Below are 21250 nucleotides of genomic sequence, written 5' to 3'. Positions count from 1 at the left end.
CTGGCGCCTGGCTGGCAAGATGCGCGCCAGACAACCGGCCGTTCATTCCGCTCTGGCGGCGACGGCTTCGATCTCGACCAGGAATTCGGGCCGGGTGAAGCCGGTGACGATGTAGAGCGTCGAGGCCGGCAGCGGCTCGCTGACGAAGCGGTCGCGCACATTCATGTAGCGGCGCATGTCCTCGCGCTTGGTGACGAAGGCATTGAGGCGGACGATGTCGGAAAGATCCATCCCGCCCTCCGCGAGAATCGAGCGGATGTTTTCGAAGCAGATCTCGGCCTGCTCCTCGACGCTGTCGGGCACGCTGTCATCGGCGCGAATGCTGAGCTGGCCGGAGGTGAAGATGAAGCGGCTGCCGGCCGGCGCTTCGACGCCATGGCTGTAGCGGCCGAAGGGCGGACGGATATCCTTGGGGATCAGCGGCTGGTTCACCGAGCAACTCCGGTTCGACGGGATGGGGTCTGGGTCTGGAAAGGTCCGGGAAGGGTAGGGCGCGCATGGACCCGGTGGCAAGCGCGGGCCTGCCTGCGGGATGCGCATTTCCCGCCGCGTCCTTTCGATGGAGTTGCTCAATTTCCTGGCGGCTGCCGCTATCATGAGCAGAATTCGTCGCATAATATGCCGCCACTTCCCGGGAGCAGGGAGTATGCCATGGCGGACGCAGGGGCTTGGGGGCTCCTCGCGCCGAATGACGAGTGGCATATGTCTTGCGACTGGAGAGCGCGATTTCTGGGCCTTGAAGGCCGCGAACCGGGCAACATGGTTCGAGAAAACAAGATCTGCGGCCGCTGGGGCTGCCGCAACAAGGGGAAGGCGGAGTGCTCATGACATCCATCAGGACTAAGTTCATCGGTCTGGCGGCCGGCGCGGCGGCAGTGGCCTTTTCCGGCCAGGCCTTCGCCCTCGACGAAGTCAGCTTCGGCACCAATTGGCTGGCCCAGGCCGAGCATGGCGGCTTCTACCAGGCCGTCGCCGATGGCACCTACGAGAAGTATGGCCTCAAGGTCACGATCGTGCAGGGTGGCCCGCAGGCCGCCAACCGCCAGCTGATGCTGGCCGGCAAGACGACCTTCAACATGGCCGGCAATCTGGTCGAGACCTTCGCCGCCGTCGAGGAAGGCATTCCGCTGGTCGAGGTCGCCGCGATCTTCCAGAAGGAACCGCAGGTCCTGATCGCCCATCCCGACGTCGAGAAGTTCGAGGACCTCGCCAAGCTCGACACGCTGCTGCTGTCGAAGGATGGCTATGCCTCCTATTTCCAGTGGATGAAGTCGGCCTATCCGGGCTTCCGCGATGAACAGTTCAAGCCCTACACCTTCAATCCGGCGCCGTTCCTGGCCGATCCGAAGTCGGCGCAGCAGGGCTACATCACCTCCGAGCCGTTCGAGATCGCCAAGCAGGCCGATTTCAAGCCCAAGCTGTTCCTGCTCGCCGACCAGGGCTTCAGCACCTATTCGACGCTGATCGAAGGCACGCAGGAATATGTCGACGCGCATCCCGACATCGTCCAGCGCTTCGTCGATGCCTCGACGGTCGGCTGGTACAATTACCTGTATGGCGACAACAAGGCTGCCAACGACCTGATCAAGAAGGACAATCCCGAGATCACGGACGAGCAGATCGCCTACACCGTCCAGACCATGAAGGATTACGGCCTGGTCGATTCCGGCGATACGCTCGACAAGGGCATTGGCTGCATCACCGATGCGCGCGTGCAGGATTTCTACGAGAAGATGGTCAAGGCGGGCGTCACCAAGCCGGGCCTCGACCTTTCCAAGGTCTACACGACCAAGTTCACCTGCAAGGGCGTGGGCAAGGAACTGAAGAAGTAGGGGCTGCGACGCTCCAGGCATTGCCGGGCTCGCCCCGGCAATGCCATCGCCAGTCTGGTGGCGCGCTTCGCCACTTCAGTTGAGGAAACGGATTTCTTGTCTCTCGCAGCCAGCAGCCCGCCATCCGCCTTGTCCGGACGGCCTATCGTGCGTCTCGAGCATGTTTCGAAGACCTTTTCGAACGGCACCATCGCGCTGAAGGACATGTCGCTGACGATCGGCGCCGGCGAGTTCATCAGTCTGCTCGGCCCCTCCGGCTGCGGCAAGTCGACGGCGCTGCGGATGCTGGCGGGACTGGGCGAGCCGAGTTCCGGCAAGATCGTCTGGCCCGATCCGGCCGAGAAATCCGCGAGTGACAAGAGCGAGGGCGAGATCGGCTTCGTGTTCCAGGAACCGACGCTGATGCCCTGGGCGACCGTGTTCAAGAATGTCTGGCTGCCGCTGCGCCTCAAGGGAATCTCGCAGGCCGCCGCCCGGCCACGCGTGATGGAAGCGCTGGAGATGGTCGGCCTCGACAAGTTCGCGGATTCCTATCCGCGCGAACTTTCGGGCGGCATGAAGATGCGCGTCTCGATCGCCCGCGCGCTGGTCACCCGCCCACGCATCCTGCTGATGGACGAGCCCTTCGCGGCGCTGGACGAGATCACCCGCCAGAAGCTCAATGACGACCTGCTGCGCCTCTGGGAACAGTTCGGCTGGACCATCGTCTTCGTCACGCATTCGGTATTCGAATCCGTCTACCTGTCGAGCCGCATCGTCGTCATGGCAGCCCGTCCGGGCCGCGTCATCGACGAGATCGACGTCGATGCGCCGCATCCGCGCGGCATCGGCTTCCGTACTTCGCAGGCCTATGGCGATTATTGCCGCCGGGCCTCGGAATCCCTTCTTTCCGCGATCGGAGCGGCCGACCACCTATGACCAGCATCGATCAGGGCCCGGCCGCGGCCCACGCCGCGCAGGAGACTGCGCATCCGGAACCCGCCCTCGTGCCCGCGCCGTCCATGCCGGTCACCGAGCGCGTGCTGCGGGTGGCCATCCCGCTCGTGATGCTCGCCGGCCTGATCGGCCTCTGGGCTTGGTATGTCGCGGCCTACAACATCCCGAAATACATCCTGCCGGGCCCGGACCTGGTGCTGCAGTCGCTGATCAAGGATTGGCCGATCCTCGGCACTGCGCTGCTGGTGACGCTGAAGATCACCTTCGCGGCGCTCGGCATCGCGCTGGTCGGCGGGGTCGCGCTGGCGATCCTGCTCACCTCGTCCAAATGGGTCGAACTGGCGCTGTCGCCCTACATGGTGATCCTGCAGGTGACGCCGGTCGTCGCCATCGCGCCGCTCATTCTCATCTATGCGCCCTCGACCCAGTCGGCGCTGCTGATCTGCGCCTGGATCGTCGCCTTCTTCCCGGTGCTCTCCAACACGACGCAGGGCCTGAAGAGCACCGACCACAATCTGCTCAACCTGTTCGAGCTCTACGGCGCCAGCCGCTGGCAGACGATGATCCACCTGAAGCTGCCGGCCGCGCTGCCCTATTTCCTGGCGGGCCTGCGGATCGCCGGCGGTCTCGCGCTGATCGCCGCCGTGGTGGCGGAGTTCGCCGCCGGTTCGGCGGGCGCCGGCTCGGGCCTCGCCTTCCGCCTCCTCGAATCGCAATACCGTCTCAACATTCCCCGCCTGTTCGCGGCGCTGATCCTGCTCTGCGGCACGGGTGTCGTGATCTATGGCGCCACCAGCCTGATCTCGCACCTGGCGCTCCGCCGCTGGCACGAGAGCGCGATCCGGCGGGAGAATTGAGATGACGAAGGGTTTCGCCGCGCTCCCCGATGCGGATCGCTATGTGCTGGCCAATGCGACGCTGCCTTCGGTCACCGTCGACGGCTTTGACGGGCGCGATGTCGGCGAGGGGCTGATGCGCGCCGATATCGTCGTTGCCGACGGCAAGATCGAGGCGCTGCGGCCGGCCGGCAGCGTCGCCGAGCTGCCGGTCTTCGATCTCGACAAGGGCCAGGTCTGGCCCTGCTTCGTCGACATGCACACCCATCTTGACAAGGGCCATATCTGGGCCCGCCGCGAGAACCCGACCGGCGATTTCGCCGGTGCGCTCGCCGCCGTGGATGCCGATCGCGACGCGACCTGGTCGACCGCCGACGTGCGGGCGCGCATGGAGTTCTCGCTCCGCTCGGCCTATGCGCACGGCACGAAGCTGATCCGCACGCATATCGATTGCGTGCCGCCGCAGTTCCCGGCCTCGTGGCCGGCCTTCGCCGAGGCGCGCGACGCCTGGGCAGGTCGCGTCGACCTGCAGGCCGTGGCGCTGTCGCCGATCGAGCTGTTCCTCGACGAAACCGTGCGCAGCCGCCTGACGCAGACGCTTGCCGAGTATGGCGGCGTGCTCGGCGGGTTCACCTACATGATCCCCGGGCTGGAGACGGCGCTCGACCATCTGTTCGCGATGGCCTCGGAAAACGGCTTCGACATCGATCTGCATGTCGACGAGACCGCGGATCCGAATGCCCGCTCGCTCAAGGCGATCGCGGAAGCCGCGATCCGCACCGATTATGAGGGGCAGGTCACGGTCGGCCATTGCTGCTCGCTGGCGCGGCAGGAGGAAAGCGAGGCGGACCGCACCATGGATCTCGTCGCCGAGGCCGGGCTCGCCGTCGTCTCGCTGCCGATGTGCAATCTCTATCTGCAGGACCGGCACGCCGGCCGCACGCCGCGCTGGCGCGGCGTGACGCTGTTGAACGAGATGGAAGAGCGCGGCATCCGCGTCGCCGTCGCCTCCGACAATACGCGCGATCCGTTCTACGCCTATGGCGACCTCGACGCCGTGGAGGTGTTCCGCGAGGCGGTGCGCATCCTGCATCTCGACCATCCTCTCGATGGCGCTGCGCGCGTCGTCACCACCAACCCCGCGGCAATCCTGCGCCGCTCCGATGTCGGTCGCATCCGCGTCGGCGACCCGGCCGATCTGGTGCTGTTCCGCGCCAGGACGTGGTCGGAATTCCTGTCGCGCCCGCAATCCGATCGCATCGTTTTGCGCCAGGGCAAGGCGATCGACCGGACCTTGCCCGATTATCGCGACCTCGATTCCCTGTTTGGACACTGATCATGGCTCACCAATTCCGTAACGACCTCGAAGCGCTGAAGGCCGATCTCGACGGCATCGCCATCGAGGAGAATCCCGCGCTGGTGAAGCAGAAGAGCCGTGACTTCTTCTGGTACTCGCCCGTCCTGAAGGCCCAGCTCGACAACGTCACCGCCGATCTGGTGGCGACGCCGAAGGACGAGGCGGAGGTGATCCGCATCCTCAAGGCCGCCTTCAGGCACGACGTGCCGGTCACGCCGCGTGGCACCGGCACCGGCAATTACGGCCAGGCCATGCCGCTTTCCGGCGGGCTGATCCTGAACCTTGCCGAGATGAACAAGGTCAAGGAGATCCATCCCGGCCGCGTCATCGCCGAGCCCGGCGTGGTCGTCGCCCAGCTCGACGCCGAAACGCGCGCCCATTCCGGCCAGGAACTGCGCATCCATCCCTCGACCGCCAAGACGGCGACGATCGGCGGCTTCATCGCCGGCGGTTCCGGCGGCGTCGGCTCGATCCGCTGGGGCGGCCTGCGCGATATCGGCAACGTGCTGCGGCTCCGCGTCGTCACCATGGAGGCCGAGCCGCGCGTCCTGGAACTGACCGGCTGGGAACTGCACAAGGTGATGCACGCCTATGGCACCAACGGCATCATCACCGAAGTCGAGATGCCGCTGACCACGGCCTATGACTGGGTCGACGTGCTGGTCGGTTTCGACGACTACATGGACGCGGTGCGCTATGCCGACAGCCTCGGCAATGCCGATGGCCTGCTGCTCAAGGAGCTCGCCACCGTCGCGGCGCCGATCCCCTACGACTATTTCCTGCGTCACCAGAAATTCCTGAAGCCTGGCCAGTCGCTGGCGATCGTCTCGCTCGCGCCGCATGCGGTCGACGCCTTCGTCGCCTTCACCGAGCGGACCAAGGGCGAGATCGTCTTCCGCTCCGACACGGCCGAGGATCTGAAGGGCCTGCCGCCGGCTTACGAGCTCGGCTGGAACCACACGACTCTGCGGGCGATCCGAGTCGATCCGTCGATCACCTATCTGCAGTCGATGTATCCGCCGCCGCACCACATCGAGAAGATCGAGACGCTGACGAAGCTGCTCGGCGACGAGGTTCCCGGCCATCTGGAATTCGTCCGCTTCGACGGCAAGATCACGCCGATGGGCCTGCCGATGGTGCGCTACACCACCGAGGAACGGCTGGAAGAGATCATCCGCATCCATGAGGAACATGGCTGTCCGATCTTCAATCCGCACCGCTATACGCTGGAGGAGGGCGGCATGAAGCAGACCGACCTCGCCCAACTCGCCTTCAAGCGCGAGGCGGACCCGAAGGGCCTGCTCAATCCGGGCAAGATGATCGCCTGGGAAGATCCGGACTTCGACTTCACCACCACCAAGACCTTCCTGTTCCCGGGACTGCAGCAGGCGAGCTGAGATGCGCGTTCTGGTGCTCTACGCGCATCCGGTCGAGACGAGCTTCCAGGCGGCGGTGCATCGCACCGTCGTAGAGGCCCTGACGCACGCCGGGCACCAGGTCGATGATTGCGATCTCTACGCCGAGGGCTTCGATCCCGTGCTGTCGCGACAGGAGCGGATCGACTATCACGACCTCGCCCGCAACCGGCGCAACGTCGATCCCTATGTCGAGCGCCTTTTGAAAGCCGAGGCGCTGGTCCTCGTCTATCCCGTGTGGAATTTCGGCTTCCCGGCGATCCTGAAGGGCTTCTTCGACCGGGTGTTCCTGCCCGGCGTGTCGTTCCGGATGGAAGGCGGCAAGGCCGTCAACAATCTGCAGAACATCCGCAAGCTCGCGGCGGTGGCGACCTATGGCGGCGCGCGCTGGAAGGCGCTGCTCGTCGGGGACCCGCCGCGCCGCAGCGTCAAGCGCGTGCTGCGGGCGCAGACCCGGCCCTTCGGCCGCGTGTCTTACCTGGCCCATTACGACATGAACCGCTCGACGGAGGCGACGCGCTCGGCGTTCCTCCGGCGCGTATCGAAAGAGATGGAACGTTTTTAGAGCCATGCGCGCCCTTGTCGTTTTCGCCCATCCCGTGCCGGAGAGTTTTGGCGCCGCCCTGCGCGACACCACCGTGGCCGCACTTCGCAACGCCGGCCATGAGGTCAAGCTACTCGACCTTTATGCCTCCGGCTTCGATCCGGTGATGGGGGCGGACGAGCGCCGCGTCTACAACGAGCCCGGCATCAACGAGCTTCCGGTCGCCGATCATCTCGCCCTGATCAAGTGGTGCGAGATCCTCGTCTTCGTCTATCCGACCTGGTGGTACGGCCCGCCGGCCATGCTGAAGGGCTGGCTGGAGCGGGTCTGGGTGCCGCATGTCACCTTCACCATGCCGACGGCGACGCAGGGGCCGCGCCCGGGCATGACCAACATCCGCAAGATCGCCGTGGTGACGACCTGCGGCGCCAGCTGGATGCTGTCGAAATTCGTCGGGGAGCCGGGCCGGCGCATTCTCCTGCGCGGCATCCGCACGCTCTGCCATCCGCTGTGCCGCACCAGCTATACCGCGCACTACAAGATGGACAGTTCGACGCCGGAAAGCCGCGCGCGCTACCTGCAGAAGGTCAGTCGCAAGATCGGCAAGCTGTAGTCGGTCGTCGCCCCGTCGGTTTTCTCTCCGGGAGGTTCACGGTCGTCGCCCTGCCGGGCTACAAGGAAAGAGCTGGCGAGGGGGCCTGTCGCCTCGCGCCTGATCGCTATCCGTGTGCGAGGACGCCTTCATGCCGATCCGTCTGACCCGGCGCAGCTTTCTCTTCGGCGGCATCGCCGCCGCCGTCGCAACCCGATTGATGGTGTCCGGTGTCATGACCGCTTCCGCCCAGACCGCCGCCCCGGACGCGCTGTTTGCCGCCGTGGAGCGTGGTGACGAAACCGCCGTCGCCAATCTGCTTGCGAAGGGTGTGGATGTCGATGCCCGCAATGCCGATGGCGCAACGGCGCTTCTTGTCGCCACGCACCAGAACCGCGTCGGGGCCGCGCGGCAGCTGATCCTGGCCGGCGCCGACGTCAATGCCAAGGACCGCATCCAGGACAGCCCCTATCTCTACGCCGGTGCGCGCGGCCATCTGGAGATCCTGAAGCTGACGCTCGCGCATGGCGCGGACCTGAAGAGCACCAACCGCTATGGCGGCACCGCGCTCATTCCAGCCGCCGAGCGCGGCCATGTCGAAACCGTCCGAACCCTCATCGAGGCGGGCGTGGCGGTCGATCATGTGAACAATCTGGGATGGACGGCGCTGCTCGAGGCGATCCTGCTCGGCGATGGCGGCGAACGCCACATCGCGATCGTCAAGCTGCTGCTCGACGGCGGGGCCAATCCCTCGCTCCCGGATCGTGATGGCGTCACGCCGTTGCGGCACGCCAGGCAACGAGGCTTTCTGCCGATCGTCGCGCTTTTGACGAAGGCAGGCGCCCGGGAGTAGGCGCGGGGCAGGGGACACGAAGCGGCAGGGCCGCTTCGTGTCGTATCTTTGGACGCCTTAGCGCGCCAGCAGCTTTTCCAGCTCGGGACGGAATTCCGCCGCGATATCCGGGCGGTCGAGCGCGAAAGCGACGTTGGCGGCGAGGAAGCCGACCTTGTTGCCGCAGTCATAGGTCTCACCGTTGAAGCGGCAGCCGTAGATATACTGGCGGTCCATCAGGCGCAGCATGGCGTCCGTCAGCTGGATCTCGTTGCCGGCGCCCTTCTCCTGCTTCGAGAGCAGGTCGAAGATCTGGGGCTGCAGGATGTAGCGGCCGTTGATATAGAGGTTGGACGGGGCGACTTCCGGCTTCGGCTTCTCGACCATCGCATTGATGCGGAAGGCGGCGCCACCGACTTCGGCGCCGACGCCGACAATTCCGTACTGGTGGGTCTGCGACGGGTCGCATTCCTCGACGGCGAGGACGTTGCCACCCCACTCCTCATAGACCTTGACCATCTGCTTCAGGCAGCCGGGCTCGCCCTTCATGAGCATGTCCGGCAGCAGCACGGCGAACGGCTCGTTGCCGATCATCTCGCGTGCGCACCAGACCGCATGGCCGAGGCCGAGGGGAACCTGCTGGCGGGTAAAGCTGGTCGAGCCGGGCTTCGGCAGATCCTTGGTCAGCAGGTCGAGCGCCTCCTGCTTGCCGCGACCGGAAAGCGTGGCCTCCAGTTCGTACTGGACGTCGAAGTGATCCTCGATGACCGCCTTGTTGCGGCCGGTGACGAAAATCAGATGCTCGATGCCGGCTTCGCGCGCCTCATCGACAGCATATTGGATCAGCGGACGATCGACGACCGTCAGCATCTCCTTGGGCATGGCTTTGGTCGCGGGGAGAAAGCGGGTGCCAAGGCCTGCGACGGGGAATACGGCCTTGCGGATCTTCGGGTTCATGGACGCCTCACAGATGCATCGGTACGGATAGCATATCGGCAGATTCCTAACAGGAACGCTAATGAAAAGGGTGAATATTTCAGCGCCATCAAGACTTCGTTCACCTATTCATAGTTCATTAACATTACGAATCTGCTTGGAGTTTCGAAGTGGCTGTTTTGGTGACGGGTGGAGCCGGATATATCGGTAGCCACATGGTGTGGCGTCTTGTTGACGCCGGTGAGGCGGTCGTCGTTCTCGACCGGCTGTCCACCGGCTTTCGATGGGCCGTGGCGCCGGAGGCAACCTTCGTCCAGGGCGACATCGCCGACGAGGCTCTGGTCGAACGGTTGGTCGCCGAACACGCCATCGACGCCGTCATCCATTTCGCCGGTTCGATCGTCGTGCCGGAATCGGTTTCCGATCCGCTCGGCTACTATCTGAACAACACCGTCAAATCCCGCGCCCTGATGGCGGCGGTGATCCGCGCTGGCGTGCGCCACTTCATCTTCTCCTCGACCGCCGCCGTCTATGGCGACACCGGCACCGAGCCCGTGCTGGAGAGCGCGGCCACCGTGCCGCAATCGCCCTATGGCCGCTCGAAGCTGATGACCGAGATGATGCTGGAGGACGCGGCGAAGGCGCATGACTTCCGCTATGCGGCGCTGCGCTACTTCAACGTCGTCGGCGCCGATCCGCGCGGCCGCACCGGCCAATCCACACGGGGCGCGACGCATCTGATCAAGGTTGCCTGCGAGACCGCACTCGGCAAGCGCCAGGCGATCGAACTGTTCGGCACCGATTGCGACACGCCGGACGGCACCTGCGTGCGCGACTACATCCATGTCGCCGATCTCGCCAATGCCCATGCCGACGCGCTGGCCTATCTGCGCAACGGCGGCGACAGCCTGGTCGCCAATTGCGGCTATGGCCACGGCTATTCCGTGCGCGAAGTACTGGAGTCCGTACGGCGTGTCTCCGGCAAGGAATTCCCCGTCGTGGAGCGGGAACGCCGTCCCGGCGATGTTCCCGCCGTGGTCGCAAATTCGACACGGGCACGCAGCACGCTGGGCTGGACGCCCATGCATGACGATCTCGACCAATGCGTCGCGACTGCGTTGGCCTGGGAGGCGGCGCTCGGTCGGCGCAATCAGCGCGACTGAGATGGAAGGACCGGATTGGGGCTGGTCGAAGCGTGAGGAAGCAGCCGGACGGGGGCCCGGATCTGCATGGATACCGATACAAGGAGTCTTCTGAGACATGGCATTTTTGAGCTCGCCCGTTTCCGTCATGCGGCCCTTCGCGGCCGCCGGAACCCGCGCAGTCTTGTTGGTCTTCCTGCTTCTGGCGGGGCTGTTACCCGCCATGGCGGATGCGGCAGGCGCGCGATGGGTGGCGAGTTTCTGGCCGACCGCCCAGAAGGCCGGCATCTCGCGCAGCGTCTACAACAGCGCGCTCGGCAATTTCACCCCCGATCCCGACGTGCTGTCCAAAGCCGGTTCTCAGGCAGAATTCGTCAAGCCGCTCTGGGAGTATCTGGATGGCGCCGTCTCGCAGAAGCGGCTGGAGAATGGCCGTGACGCGCTGCGCCAGTACGGCCGGCAATTGCAGCAGATCGAGCAGGCCTATGGCGTCGACCGCAGCGTCGTCGTCGCGATCTGGGGCATGGAATCCTCCTATGGCCAGGTGCTGAGCAATCCGAAGATCGTCAAGAACACCATCCGTTCGCTGGCGACGCTGGCCTATCAGGGCGGTTCGCGCGCGAAATATGGCCGCCAGCAGCTGATCGCGGCGCTGAAGATCCTGCAGCGCGGCGACGTCGATGCCCGCCACATGGTCGGCTCGTGGGCCGGCGCCATGGGGCATACCCAGTTCATCCCGACCACCTACCAGGCCTATGCCGTCGACTTCGATGGCGACGGCAAGCGCAATGTCTGGACATCCGAGGTCGACGCGCTCGCCTCGACGGCCAACTACCTCGCCAAGATGGGCTGGCGGTCGGGCCAGACCTGGGGCTACGAGGTCGAGTTGCCGGCCGGCTTCGACTGGCGCCACAACGATTCCGGCAAGGCGCTCTCCCTCGGCCAGTGGCGCAAGATGGGCGTCCATCGCGTCGCCGGGCGGCAGTTCCCCGCTTCGAACGAGACGGCGACGCTCTATGCGCCTGCCGGCGCCGGCGGGCCCGCCTTCCTGCTCCTGCATAACTTCAAAGTGATCAAGCGCTACAACAATGCCAATGCCTATGCGCTCGCGGTTGGCCATCTGGCCGATCGGCTGCGTGGCGGCGGCGATTTTATCTCCGGCTGGCCGCGTGAGGTGCGGCCGCTCGCGGCGGCCGAAAGGGCGGAATTGCAGAGATTGCTGGGGCGGCGCGGCTTCTATTCGGGCGCGGTCGATGGCAAGATCGGCGCCGGGACGCGCCAGGCTATTCGCTCTTACCAGGCATCGGCCGGCGACGTGCCGGACGGTTACGCCTCAACGGGGGTGTTGCAGCGGCTGCGGTCCGGCAGGTAGGATTATTCCTTTAGGGAAGGTCGCGAGGGCAGGCGACCTTGTGACCGGATGTCGTCATGCTGGTTCGTATCCTTCGCGCGTTCGTCGCCCTTTTCCTGGTCTCCGCCGCGCTGCTGAGCGCGACGGAGCCTGCGGCCGCGCAATATCGCCGTGGACCGGCCGGGTTCCTCGACCGGCTGTTCGGCATTGAGCGGCCGCCGCCGGACGAGTTTCTCATGCCGCCGCAGGATGTGGGCCGCCGCCGGGCGCCCTCCGGGCAGCGCGCCCCGCGTCAATCGAATGATCAGCCGCCGCCGGTGCGCAAGAAGCGGCCGGCCGCGCCGGCCGAACCGATTTACCCGGCGCTCGAGATCCAGCCCAAGAATCCGGACGCGCGAAAGGTGCTCGTGGTCGGGGATTTCGTCGCCGGCGCCCTGGCCTGGGGGCTCGATCAGGCCTTTGCGGAGGAGCCGAGGCTGGCGGTCATTGATCAGAGCGACGGGCCTTCCGGCTTCGTGCGCGACGATCATTTCGACTGGGTCGCCAAGATCGGCGAAAAGCTCGATGCCGAGAAGCCGGACATGGTCGTGGTGCTGATGGGGGCGAACGACCGCCAGCAGATCAAGACGCCCGACGGCCGCCTGTCGCCGGGCACGGCCGAATGGCAGAAGGCCTATCAGCAGAGGGTGGAGCGTTTCCTGGTGGCGCTCAAGGTCTATGGCAAGCCGGTCTACTGGGTCGGCGCGCCGCCGCTGCGCTCGTCGGATGCATCGGCCGACATGGCGCAGTTGAACCTGATCTACAAGGTGCGGGCCGAGGCGGTCGGTGCGCATTTCATCGACGTATGGGACGGCTTCGCCGACGAGAGCGGCAAGTTCATCGCGCGCGGACCCGATGTCGACGGGCAGATGCGCAATCTGCGTCTCAGCGACGGCATCAACTTCAGCAAGGCCGGCAAGCGCAAGCTTGCCTTCTTTGTCGAGCGCGACATACGCCAGGATAGCGGCCTCGGCCTGCCGATGAGCGCGATCACGCCGACCAACCCCAATGCGGCGACGGAGATCGGCCCCGATGGCAAGGAGCGCCAGGTCGGGCCGGTGGTGTCCCTGACCGATCCGGATCCCGGAACGGCCAACGCCAAGCTGGCGGGAGCCGCCGATCAGGCCGGACCCGGCCCCGCGGCCGACAGTCTGCAATACAAGCTGACGGTGAAAGGCGAGGCGCCGGCGGCGAAGGCCGGCCGGGTCGACGACTTTGCCTGGAAGCCGCCACATGCAGAGGACGACAGCGCCGCCGCGTCGACGTCGAGGATCGTCGACGGCATCGTCATCCTGCCGGCACCCACGGCAGGCGTCCGGGGCATGGCTCCGGCCGTGGAGTAGGGCCGGAGGGCCGGTCCCGGCCCAGGAACGCCGTGGTTGAGGCTGGCGCCAGCCTTACCTCCCTTTGAGATATATTGCGCAGTTCTACCCTCAACATGCTGAGGAGGCCCAAAGGGCCGTCTCGAAGCACGTAGAGTGGTGCGGCTATAGGGATTGCCCTCAGGCTGTGCGTCCTTCGAGACGGCTTGCTCCCGCAAGCCTCCTCAGGATGTTGGAAGTCGAAGCCTGTACATAAAAAAGCCCCCGCCGGTCGCTGGCGGGGGCTTCTATGTCTTCGGCTGCGAGCCGGCCTTACCAGGCGAGGTTCGACGCGCCCATCAGATGCTTGTCGATCGCGTGGGCCGCCTGGCGGCCTTCGCGGATCGCCCAGACGACGAGCGACTGGCCGCGGCGCATGTCGCCGGCGGCGAACACCTTGTCGACCGAGGTCTGGTAGCTCTGCGTATCGGCGGCGAGGTTGCCGCGCTTGTCGAGCGTCGCGCCCAGTTCGGTCAGCATGCCCTCGTGAACCGGATGGGCAAAGCCGATCGCCATGAAGACGAGATCGGCGCGGATGACGAACTCGGTGCCTTCGATCGGCCGGCGCTTCTCGTCGACGCGGGCGCACTGGACGCCCGTGACCTTGCCGTTCTTGCCGACCACGCCAAGCGTGGCGCAGGCGAACTCGCGCTCGGCTCCCTCGGCCTGCGAGGACGAGGTGCGGAACTTGGTCGGCCAATAGGGCCAGACCGTCAGCTTGTCCTCGCGCAGCGGCGGCATCGGGCGGATGTCGAGCTGGGTGACGGCGAGCGCTCCCTGGCGGAACGAGGTGCCGACGCAGTCCGACGCGGTGTCGCCGCCGCCGATGACGACAACGCGCTTGCCGGTGGCGATGATCGGCTCATCGTGGATCTCCTCGCGACCGACCCGGCGGTTCTGCTGGACCAGGAACGGCATGGCGTAATGCACGCCTTCCAGCTCGGCGCCCGGCAGCTTCGGGTCGCGCGGGGCCTCGGCGCCGCCCGTGAGCAGCACTGCGTCATGGTCGGCGACCAGTTCGGCCATCGGCTTGTTGACGCCGATGTTGACGCCGTAATGGAAGGTGGCGCCCTCGGCCTCGATCTGCGCGACGCGCCGATCGATGAAGTGCTTCTCCATCTTGAAGTCCGGGATGCCGTAGCGAAGCAGGCCGCCGGCCTTCGCCTCGCGCTCGTAGACATGGACGTCATGGCCGGCGCGGGCGAGCTGCTGGGCGGCCGCCATGCCGGCAGGCCCCGAACCGACGATGGCGATCCGGCGGCCGGTCTTGACCGCCGCGATCTCCGGCTTGATCCAGCCCTGGTTCCAGGCCTTGTCGGCGATCGACTGCTCGACCGACTTGATCGCGACCGGCGTGTTCTCGAGGTTCAGCGTGCAGGCTTCCTCGCACGGGGCGGGGCAGACGCGGCCGGTGAACTCCGGGAAGTTGTTGGTCGAGTGCAGGTTGCGCGAGGCCTCCTGCCAGTCGTTCGAATAGACGAGGTCGTTCCAGTCCGGGATCTGGTTGTGAACCGGACAGCCCGTGTCGCCGTGGCAGAACGGAACGCCGCAATCCATGCAGCGCGCCGCCTGCCGGACGACGTCCTGGTCGTTCAGCGGCAGGGTGAATTCCCGGAAGTGCCGGATGCGGTCCGCAGCCGGCTGATACTTCTGGTCCTGGCGATCGATTTCGAGGAAACCCGTTACCTTACCCATTTCTTTCCCCTTACTCGGCCGCCACGCCGTAGCGCGCGCGTTCCATCTCGATCAGTGCGCGCCGATACTCGACCGGCATGACCTTGCGGAATTTCGGACGATAGCTCTCCCAGTTCTCCAGGATCTCCTTGGCCCGGCTGGAGCCGGTGTAGTGGAGATGCTTGGAGATCAGCAGGTGAAGCCGCTCGTCATCGTGGCGATTCATGTTCGACGTGATGTCGATCCGGCCCTTGTGCTCGATGTCGCCGCCATGGTGGTGCAGCTTCTCCAGCAGATCGTCCTCTTCCTGGACGGGCTCGATCTCGACCATCGACAGGTTGCAGCGCTGGGCGAAGGACTCGTCCTCGTCGAGCACATAGGCGATGCCGCCGGACATGCCGGCCGCGAAGTTGCGCCCGGTCTGGCCGATGACGACGACGATGCCGCCGGTCATGTATTCGCAGCCATGATCGCCACAGCCTTCCACGACCGCGATCGCGCCCGAGTTGCGGACGGAGAAGCGCTCGCCGGCGACGCCGCGGAAATAGGCCTCGCCCTCGGTCGCACCATAGAGAACGGTGTTGCCGACGATGATCGATTCTTCGGGCACGATGCGGCTGTTCTCGGCCGGGCGCACCACGATGCGTCCGCCGGAAAGGCCCTTGCCGACATAATCGTTGCCTTCGCCGATCAGGTCGATCGAAACGCCGCGCGCCAGGAAGGCGGCGAAGCTCTGGCCGGCCGTGCCGCGCAGGGTGATCGCGATCGTGTCGTCCGGCAGGCCGTCATTGCCGTAGCGCTTGGCCACCTCGCCCGACAGCATCGCGCCGGCCGAACGGTCGGTGTTGCGGATCTCGGCTTCGATCTGCACCGGCGTGCCATCGGCCAGCGCGGGCTGGGCCTCGGCGATCAGCTTGCGGTCGAGCACATGCTCGATCGGGTGCTGCTGGCGCTGGGTGTGACGGATCTCGTCCGGCCCGGCCTCGACCTTGTGGAACAGCTTGGTGAAGTCGAGCCCGGCCGCCTTCCAGTGGTTGACGGCGGCGACCTTGTCGAGCCGGTCGGACTGGCCGATCAGCTCTTCGAGGTGGCGAACGCCCATGGCAGCCATCAGCTGGCGAACTTCCTCGGCGACGAAGAAGAAGAAGTTGATGACGTTCTCGGGCGTGCCCTTGAAGCGCTTGCGCAGCACCGGATCCTGGGTGGCGACGCCAACCGGGCAGGTGTTGAGATGGCACTTGCGCATCATGATGCAGCCGGCGGCGATCAGCGGCGCCGTCGAGAAGGCAAATTCGTCCGCGCCGAGCAGCGCGCCGATGATGACATCGCGACCGGTCCGGAAACCGCCATCGACCTGCAGGGCGATGCGCGAGCGCAGGCCGTTCAGGACCAGCGTCTGCTGGGTTTCGGCCAGGCCGATTTCCCACGGGCTGCCGGCATGCTTGAGCGAGGTCAGGGGCGAAGCACCCGTGCCGCCCTCGAAGCCGGAGATGGTGATGTGGTCGGCGCGCGCCTTGGCGACGCCGGCGGCGACCGTGCCGACACCGACTTCCGAGACGAGCTTGACCGAGACGTCCGCCTGCGGGTTGACGTTCTTCAGATCGAAGATCAGCTGGGCCAGATCCTCGATCGAGTAGATGTCATGGTGCGGCGGCGGCGAGATCAGGCCGACGCCCGGGGTCGAGTGCCGGACCTTGGCGATGGTCGCGTCCACCTTGTGGCCGGGCAACTGTCCGCCTTCGCCGGGCTTGGCACCCTGCGCCACCTTGATCTGCATCACGTCGGAGTTGACGAGATATTCCGTCGTCACGCCGAAGCGTCCCGAGGCGATCTGCTTGATCGACGAGCGCATCGAATCGCCATTGGCCATCGTCAGGAAGCGCTCGGCTTCCTCGCCGCCCTCGCCGGTGTTCGACTTGCCGCCGATCCGGTTCATGGCAATGGCGAGCGTGGTGTGCGCCTCGCGCGAGATCGAGCCGAATGACATGGCGCCGGTGGCGAAACGCTTGACGATCTCCGATGCCGGCTCGACTTCCTCGAGCGGAACCGGCGATGCGCCTACCTCTTCCGCCATCTTGATCTCGAACAGGCCGCGCAGCGTCAGCAACGCCTTCGACTGCTCGTTCATCGCCCGCGCATAGTCCTCGTAGCGCTCCCACGAGCCGACGCGGACGGCATGCTGCAGGTTCGCCACCGAATCGGGCGACCAGGCATGGCGTTCGCCGCGGATGCGGAAATTGTACTCGCCGCCGATGTCGAGCGTGTTGCGCAGCACTGCGCCATCGCCGAAGGCCTCGGCGTGACGGCGCACGGTTTCTTCCGCGATCTCGGCCAGGCCGACACCCTCGATGGTGGTGGCGGTGCCGAAGAAGTAGCGGTCGACGAACTCGCTCGCGAGACCGATCGCATCGAAGATCTGCGCGCCGCAATAGGACTGGTAGGTCGAGATGCCCATCTTGGACATGACCTTGAGAATGCCCTTGTCGATCGACTTGACGTAGCGATGCACGATCTCTTCGTCGTCGACCTCCTCGGGGAAGTCCTTCTTCATCTCGGTCAGCGTCTCGAAGGCGAGATAGGGATTGATCGCCTCGGCGCCGAAGCCGGCCAGCACGCAGAAATGATGCACCTCGCGGGCCTCGCCGGTCTCGACGACGAGACCGACCGAGGTCCTGAGGCCCTTGCGGATCAGGTGATGATGCACGCCGGCGGTCGCCAGCAGCGCGGGAATCGGGATCCGGTCCGGTCCAACCATGCGGTCGGACAGGATGATGATGTTGTAGCCGCCATGGACCGCCGCCTCGGCGCGCTCGCAAAGCCGCTCCAGCGCATCGGCCATGCCTTCGGCGCCCTGTGCCACGGCATAGGTGATGTCGAGCGTCTTCGACTGGAACGGGTTGTCGTCCAGTTCACCGATGGCGCGGATCTTCTCGAGATCCGGATTCTCCAGGATCGGCTGCCGGACTTCGAGCCGCTTGCGACGGCCGGCGCCCGAGAGGTCGAACAGGTTCGGCCGCGGTCCGATGAAGGACACGAGGCTCATGACGAGCTCCTCGCGGATCGGATCGATCGGCGGGTTCGTCACCTGGGCGAAGTTCTGCTTGAAATAGGTGTAGAGCAGCTTCGACTTGTCGGAGAGGACAGAGATCGGCGTGTCCGTGCCCATCGAGCCGACGGCTTCCTGGCCGGTGGTGGCCATGGGGGCCATCAGCAGCTTCAGGTCTTCGCCGGTGTAGCCGAAGGCCTGCTGGCGATCGAGCAGCGTCACGTCGGTGCGCGGTGCGCGCGGCGGCACGGAGGGCAGGTCTTCAAGCACGATCTGGGTACGCGCCAGCCACTCCTGGTAGGGGAGCTTGGTGGCGAGTTCGGTCTTGATCTCCTCGTCGGAGACGATGCGGCCCTGTTCCAGGTCGATCAGCAGCATGCGGCCCGGCTGAAGCCGCCACTTGGTGACGATCTTCTCTTCCGGGATCGGCAGCACGCCGGATTCGGAGGCGAGCAGCACGTCTCCATCCTCGGTCACGAGGTAGCGTGCCGGGCGCAGGCCGTTGCGGTCGAGCGTCGCGCCGATGCGCAAGCCGTCGGTGAAGGCGACGGCGGCCGGCCCGTCCCAGGGCTCCATCAGGGCGGCATGATATTCGTAGAAGGCACGCCGCTGCTCATCCATGAGCGGGTTGCCCGCCCAGGCCTCGGGGATCAGCATCATGGCTGCGTGGGGCAGCGAATAGCCGCCCTGCACCAGGAATTCGAGCGCGTTGTCGAAGCAGGCGGTGTCCGACTGCCCCTCATAGGAAATCGGCCACAGCTTCGAGATGTCGTTGCCGTAGAGCTCGCTGTCGACCGAGGCCTGCCGCGCCGCCATCCAGTTGACGTTGCCGCGCACCGTGTTGATCTCGCCGTTATGCGCGACCATGCGGTAGGGATGCGCCAGGCGCCAGGACGGGAAGGTGTTGGTCGAGAAACGCTGATGCACGAGCGCGATCGCGCTCTCGAAGCGCTCGTCGTGGAAGTCGCGATAATAGGCGCCGAGCTGTTCGGCGAGGAACATGCCCTTGTAGACGATGGTGCGGGCCGACAGCGACACGACGTAGAAGTCGTTGTTCAGGCCGGAATAGGCCGCATAGATGCGGTTCGAGATCACCTTGCGGATGATGAACAGCCGCCGCTCGAACGCGTCCTCGCCCTCGATGTCCTTGCCACGGGCAATGAACACCTGGCGATGATGCGGCTCGGTCGCGGCGATATCGGGGGCCTTGGAGAGCGTGGAGTTGTCGACCGGCACGTCGCGCCAGCCGAGCAGAACCTGGCCCTCGGAAGCGACGACTTCCTCGACGATCTTCTCCATGCCGGCGCGCACTTCCGCGTCCTGCGGCAGGAAGAGGAAGCCGACGGCATAGGTGCCGGGCTCGCTGAGCGCGAAGCCCAGGCGCGTGGCCTCCTCGGAAAAGAAGCGATGCGGAATCTGCACGAGCATGCCCGCGCCGTCTCCCATCAGCGGATCGGCGCCGACCGCTCCGCGATGCTCGAGGTTGCGGACGATCTGCAGCCCGCTCTGCACGATGCGGTGCGACTTCTCGTTCTTCAGATTGGCGATGAATCCGACGCCGCAGGCATCGTGCTCGTTGCGCGGATCATAAAGGCCTTGGGCGCCTACGCCGCCGGCCTTGTTGCGTGCGGCGGTGCTTTTGGCGGCGCGGGCCGTCGCCGCTGCTGCCATCTGCATTTCCGCTTCACGTAAGACCTTCGGCATGTGAGTGCCCTCTCATCCTCTATGGTTCATCATTCGACGATGAAACCGGCCGCTCTCCCGCTCGTCCTTTCGAACGTTTGGATGACCAACCGGCGCATTGCCGTATTCACTATAAGACGCAACCGCGCGTCCAAACCGCCGCATCGCGCCGTCCGGCATGCGACCCGACCCGTCAGGGCCGCATCCTATCGCAAGCAAGGTTCATTCCGAACTCGCCCGCTTCGTGCGTGGCCGAAACTTTGCGTTCCGGATTCGATAATGGGACAGCAAGACTGTCCTAATTCAAGGCGCGCCAAAATGCCAGAACTCTTCTAGTTCGGCAAGCGCTCCGACGATCACGCATTATGTTTGTTACGAAAGGAGCGTGGCAAGCACACTTAAGGTGATGATGCTGTCATGCAAGCGCAACAAAATTACGAAAGGCGCTACGGACGCTGCGGCATGGGTTTCCCGCACTGGGGCGGCTCCGTCATGACATGGCGCTGTCTGTGCGCGAGCGACGGCTGACAAAGGGGTTGCGCCGGACGCCGCGTGTCCGCGATATGGCGCCATGATTTTTGCAAGCGATAACTGGACGGGGGCGTCCGACCGGGTGGCGGCCGCGCTCGTCGAAGCGGCGGGTGGCTATGCTCCCGCCTATGGCAACGATCCGCTGACGGCTTCCGTCGAGGCGGCGTTCGCGCGGGTCTTCGAGCGCGAGGTGGCGGCGTTTTTCGTCGCGACGGGAACGGCGGCGAATTCGCTGTCCCTGGCGCAGTTCTCCAGGCCGGGCGGCGTGGTGTTCTGCCACCGCGATGCTCATATCGCGGTCGACGAGGGCGGCGCGCCGGAGTTTTTCGGCGGCGGTTCGCGACTGCACCGGATCGATGGGGCGGACGGCAAGCTGTGGCCGGCCGACCTGGCCGCGGCGATCGCGCTCTATCCGGCCGCGTTCATTCATCACGGTCAACCGGTCGCCGTTTCGATCAGCCAGCTTACCGAAATCGGCACGGCGTATGCGCCGGCGGAGATCGCTGCGCTTGCCGCTGTGGCGCATGAGGCTGGCCTGCCGCTCCATATGGACGGCGCGCGATTCGGCAATGCGGTCGCCGGGCTTGGAGTCACGCCGGCCGAGGCGAGCTGGCGCGCCGGCGTCGACGTGATGTCGTTCGGCGGATCGAAGAATGGCTGTTTCGCCGCCGAGGCGGTCGTCTTCTTCAATCCGGAGCAGGCGAAGGGCTTCGCGTTTCATCGCAAGCGCGGTGGCCACCTCTTTTCCAAGAGCCGATTCGTCGCGGCGCAGTTCTCGGCCTATCTTGAGGCGGATCACTGGCTGAGCCTGGCGTCGCATGCCAATGCGATGGCACGGCGGCTGGCCGAGGGCATAGAGGCGGCATCGGGCTCTAGTCTCGCCTGGCAGCCGCAGGGCAATGAGGTCTTTGCGTGGATCTCGAAGGCTGCCGATGCCCGGCTGCGCGCGGCGGGCGCTGCCTATTATGAGTGGCCGACGGCGGGACCGATTGCAGCACCCTTGGACAACAAGCCAATTCTTGTGCGGCTGGTGACCAGTTTCCAGACGCAGGCATCGGAAGTGGATGCATTTCTGCAAATAGTTTCGGCAGATATGGCCTAAAAAATAGGCGTCCCACTTGCGTGGGACGCCCCATCCTTCAG

The 21250-nt window shown here is 65.5% G+C and carries 16 protein-coding genes; 12 read left to right on the top strand and 4 right to left on the bottom strand.

Annotation, left to right across the window (positions count from 1 at the left end):
• Window positions 1-42: 42 nt before the first annotated feature.
• The gene (locus OSH10_RS04115) at window positions 43-432 is read right to left on the bottom strand and encodes a RidA family protein (protein WP_266330273.1); all 390 of its coding nucleotides are present in this window, start codon (window positions 430-432) and stop codon (window positions 43-45) included.
• 392 nt (window positions 433-824) lie between these two features.
• Here OSH10_RS04115 and OSH10_RS04110 point away from each other — a divergent pair, with 392 nt between their 5' ends.
• The 8 genes from OSH10_RS04110 (at window position 825) to OSH10_RS04075 (ending at window position 8365) form a co-directional block, all read left to right on the top strand.
• Window positions 825-1832 (top strand): ABC transporter substrate-binding protein, encoded by a 1008-nt coding sequence (locus OSH10_RS04110; RefSeq protein WP_407660656.1) that lies wholly within the window; start codon window positions 825-827, stop codon window positions 1830-1832.
• A gap of 96 nt (window positions 1833-1928) precedes the next feature.
• Window positions 1929-2750 (top strand): ABC transporter ATP-binding protein, encoded by an 822-nt coding sequence (locus OSH10_RS04105; RefSeq protein ID WP_266330271.1) that lies wholly within the window; start codon window positions 1929-1931, stop codon window positions 2748-2750.
• Complete coding sequence (locus OSH10_RS04100; RefSeq protein ID WP_407660655.1) at window positions 2747-3625, top strand: ABC transporter permease; 879 nt, start codon at window positions 2747-2749, stop codon at window positions 3623-3625. Before OSH10_RS04105 ends, OSH10_RS04100 begins: the two co-directional genes overlap by 4 nt.
• A 1-nt stretch (window position 3626) precedes the next feature.
• Window positions 3627-4940, top strand: coding sequence for a cytosine deaminase (locus OSH10_RS04095; RefSeq protein ID WP_266330270.1), 1314 nt, complete (start codon window positions 3627-3629; stop codon window positions 4938-4940).
• 2 nt (window positions 4941-4942) lie between these two features.
• Entirely contained in the window at window positions 4943-6358 is a 1416-nt protein-coding gene (locus tag OSH10_RS04090) for an FAD-binding oxidoreductase (RefSeq protein ID WP_266330269.1), read from the top strand.
• Window position 6359: 1 nt separating this feature from the next.
• Window positions 6360-6941: an NAD(P)H-dependent oxidoreductase gene (locus OSH10_RS04085; protein WP_266330267.1), complete on the top strand. Its 582-nt coding sequence runs from the start codon at window positions 6360-6362 to the stop codon at window positions 6939-6941.
• A gap of 4 nt (window positions 6942-6945) precedes the next feature.
• Window positions 6946-7533: an NAD(P)H-dependent oxidoreductase gene (locus tag OSH10_RS04080; protein WP_266330265.1), complete on the top strand. Its 588-nt coding sequence runs from the start codon at window positions 6946-6948 to the stop codon at window positions 7531-7533.
• 130 nt (window positions 7534-7663) lie between these two features.
• Window positions 7664-8365, top strand: coding sequence for an ankyrin repeat domain-containing protein (locus tag OSH10_RS04075; protein WP_266330263.1), 702 nt, complete (start codon window positions 7664-7666; stop codon window positions 8363-8365).
• Between the two features lie 57 nt (window positions 8366-8422).
• Here the strand turns inward: OSH10_RS04075 and galU are convergent, their stop codons facing one another.
• Entirely contained in the window at window positions 8423-9301 is an 879-nt protein-coding gene (gene galU, locus OSH10_RS04070; RefSeq protein WP_266330262.1) for a UTP--glucose-1-phosphate uridylyltransferase GalU, read from the bottom strand.
• A 149-nt stretch (window positions 9302-9450) separates the two neighbouring features.
• On the opposite strand from galU, the gene galE reads away from it, so the two are divergent.
• The 3 genes from galE to OSH10_RS04055 all read left to right on the top strand — a co-directional run bounded on the left by galE (window position 9451) and on the right by OSH10_RS04055 (window position 13155).
• On the top strand, window positions 9451-10443 hold the full coding sequence (gene galE, locus OSH10_RS04065) for a UDP-glucose 4-epimerase GalE (RefSeq protein WP_266330261.1): 993 nt from the start codon (window positions 9451-9453) through the stop codon (window positions 10441-10443).
• A gap of 97 nt (window positions 10444-10540) precedes the next feature.
• Window positions 10541-11794: a lytic murein transglycosylase gene (locus tag OSH10_RS04060; RefSeq protein ID WP_266330260.1), complete on the top strand. Its 1254-nt coding sequence runs from the start codon at window positions 10541-10543 to the stop codon at window positions 11792-11794.
• A 56-nt stretch (window positions 11795-11850) separates the two neighbouring features.
• Window positions 11851-13155 carry an SGNH/GDSL hydrolase family protein gene (locus OSH10_RS04055; protein WP_266330259.1) on the top strand — a complete coding sequence of 435 codons (1305 nt, stop codon included), beginning with the start codon at window positions 11851-11853 and terminating at the stop codon, window positions 13153-13155.
• A 291-nt stretch (window positions 13156-13446) separates the two neighbouring features.
• On the opposite strand, the gene OSH10_RS04050 is transcribed toward OSH10_RS04055, so the two are convergent.
• Together OSH10_RS04050 and gltB are read right to left on the bottom strand one after the other, a co-directional pair.
• A complete protein-coding gene (locus OSH10_RS04050) occupies window positions 13447-14868 on the bottom strand; it encodes a glutamate synthase subunit beta (RefSeq protein ID WP_266330257.1) in 1422 nt (473 codons plus the stop codon).
• Between the two features lie 10 nt (window positions 14869-14878).
• Complete coding sequence (gltB, locus tag OSH10_RS04045) at window positions 14879-19564, bottom strand: glutamate synthase large subunit (protein WP_266330256.1); 4686 nt, start codon at window positions 19562-19564, stop codon at window positions 14879-14881.
• Between the two features lie 583 nt (window positions 19565-20147).
• On the opposite strand from gltB, the gene OSH10_RS04040 reads away from it, so the two are divergent.
• Window positions 20148-21209 carry a threonine aldolase family protein gene (locus OSH10_RS04040; protein WP_266330255.1) on the top strand — a complete coding sequence of 354 codons (1062 nt, stop codon included), beginning with the start codon at window positions 20148-20150 and terminating at the stop codon, window positions 21207-21209.
• The last annotated feature ends 41 nt before the right edge of the window (window positions 21210-21250 follow it).

The organism is Kaistia defluvii (assembly GCF_026343955.1).
Lineage (GTDB): Bacteria > Pseudomonadota > Alphaproteobacteria > Rhizobiales > Kaistiaceae > Kaistia > Kaistia defluvii.
Note: the sequence above shows the minus strand (reverse complement) of the source record. Positions and strands in the feature narration are given on the sequence as shown.

Excerpts from the sequence above, each read along its gene's own strand:
- galU (WP_266330262.1), bottom strand. The coding sequence starts at position 9,301 with ATGAACCCGAAGATCCGCAAGGCCGTATTCCCCGTCGCAGGCCTTGGC.
- OSH10_RS04110 (WP_407660656.1), top strand. The coding sequence starts at position 825 with ATGACATCCATCAGGACTAAGTTCATCGGTCTGGCGGCCGGCGCGGCG.
- OSH10_RS04075 (WP_266330263.1), top strand. The coding sequence starts at position 7,664 with ATGCCGATCCGTCTGACCCGGCGCAGCTTTCTCTTCGGCGGCATCGCC.
- OSH10_RS04085 (WP_266330267.1), top strand. The coding sequence starts at position 6,360 with ATGCGCGTTCTGGTGCTCTACGCGCATCCGGTCGAGACGAGCTTCCAG.
- OSH10_RS04080 (WP_266330265.1), top strand. The coding sequence starts at position 6,946 with ATGCGCGCCCTTGTCGTTTTCGCCCATCCCGTGCCGGAGAGTTTTGGC.
- OSH10_RS04060 (WP_266330260.1), top strand. The coding sequence starts at position 10,541 with ATGGCATTTTTGAGCTCGCCCGTTTCCGTCATGCGGCCCTTCGCGGCC.
- OSH10_RS04040 (WP_266330255.1), top strand. The coding sequence starts at position 20,148 with ATGATTTTTGCAAGCGATAACTGGACGGGGGCGTCCGACCGGGTGGCG.
- OSH10_RS04055 (WP_266330259.1), top strand. The coding sequence starts at position 11,851 with ATGCTGGTTCGTATCCTTCGCGCGTTCGTCGCCCTTTTCCTGGTCTCC.
- OSH10_RS04095 (WP_266330270.1), top strand. The coding sequence starts at position 3,627 with ATGACGAAGGGTTTCGCCGCGCTCCCCGATGCGGATCGCTATGTGCTG.
- gltB (WP_266330256.1), bottom strand. The coding sequence starts at position 19,564 with ATGGCAGCAGCGGCGACGGCCCGCGCCGCCAAAAGCACCGCCGCACGC.
- OSH10_RS04100 (WP_407660655.1), top strand. The coding sequence starts at position 2,747 with ATGACCAGCATCGATCAGGGCCCGGCCGCGGCCCACGCCGCGCAGGAG.
- OSH10_RS04090 (WP_266330269.1), top strand. The coding sequence starts at position 4,943 with ATGGCTCACCAATTCCGTAACGACCTCGAAGCGCTGAAGGCCGATCTC.
- OSH10_RS04050 (WP_266330257.1), bottom strand. The coding sequence starts at position 14,868 with ATGGGTAAGGTAACGGGTTTCCTCGAAATCGATCGCCAGGACCAGAAG.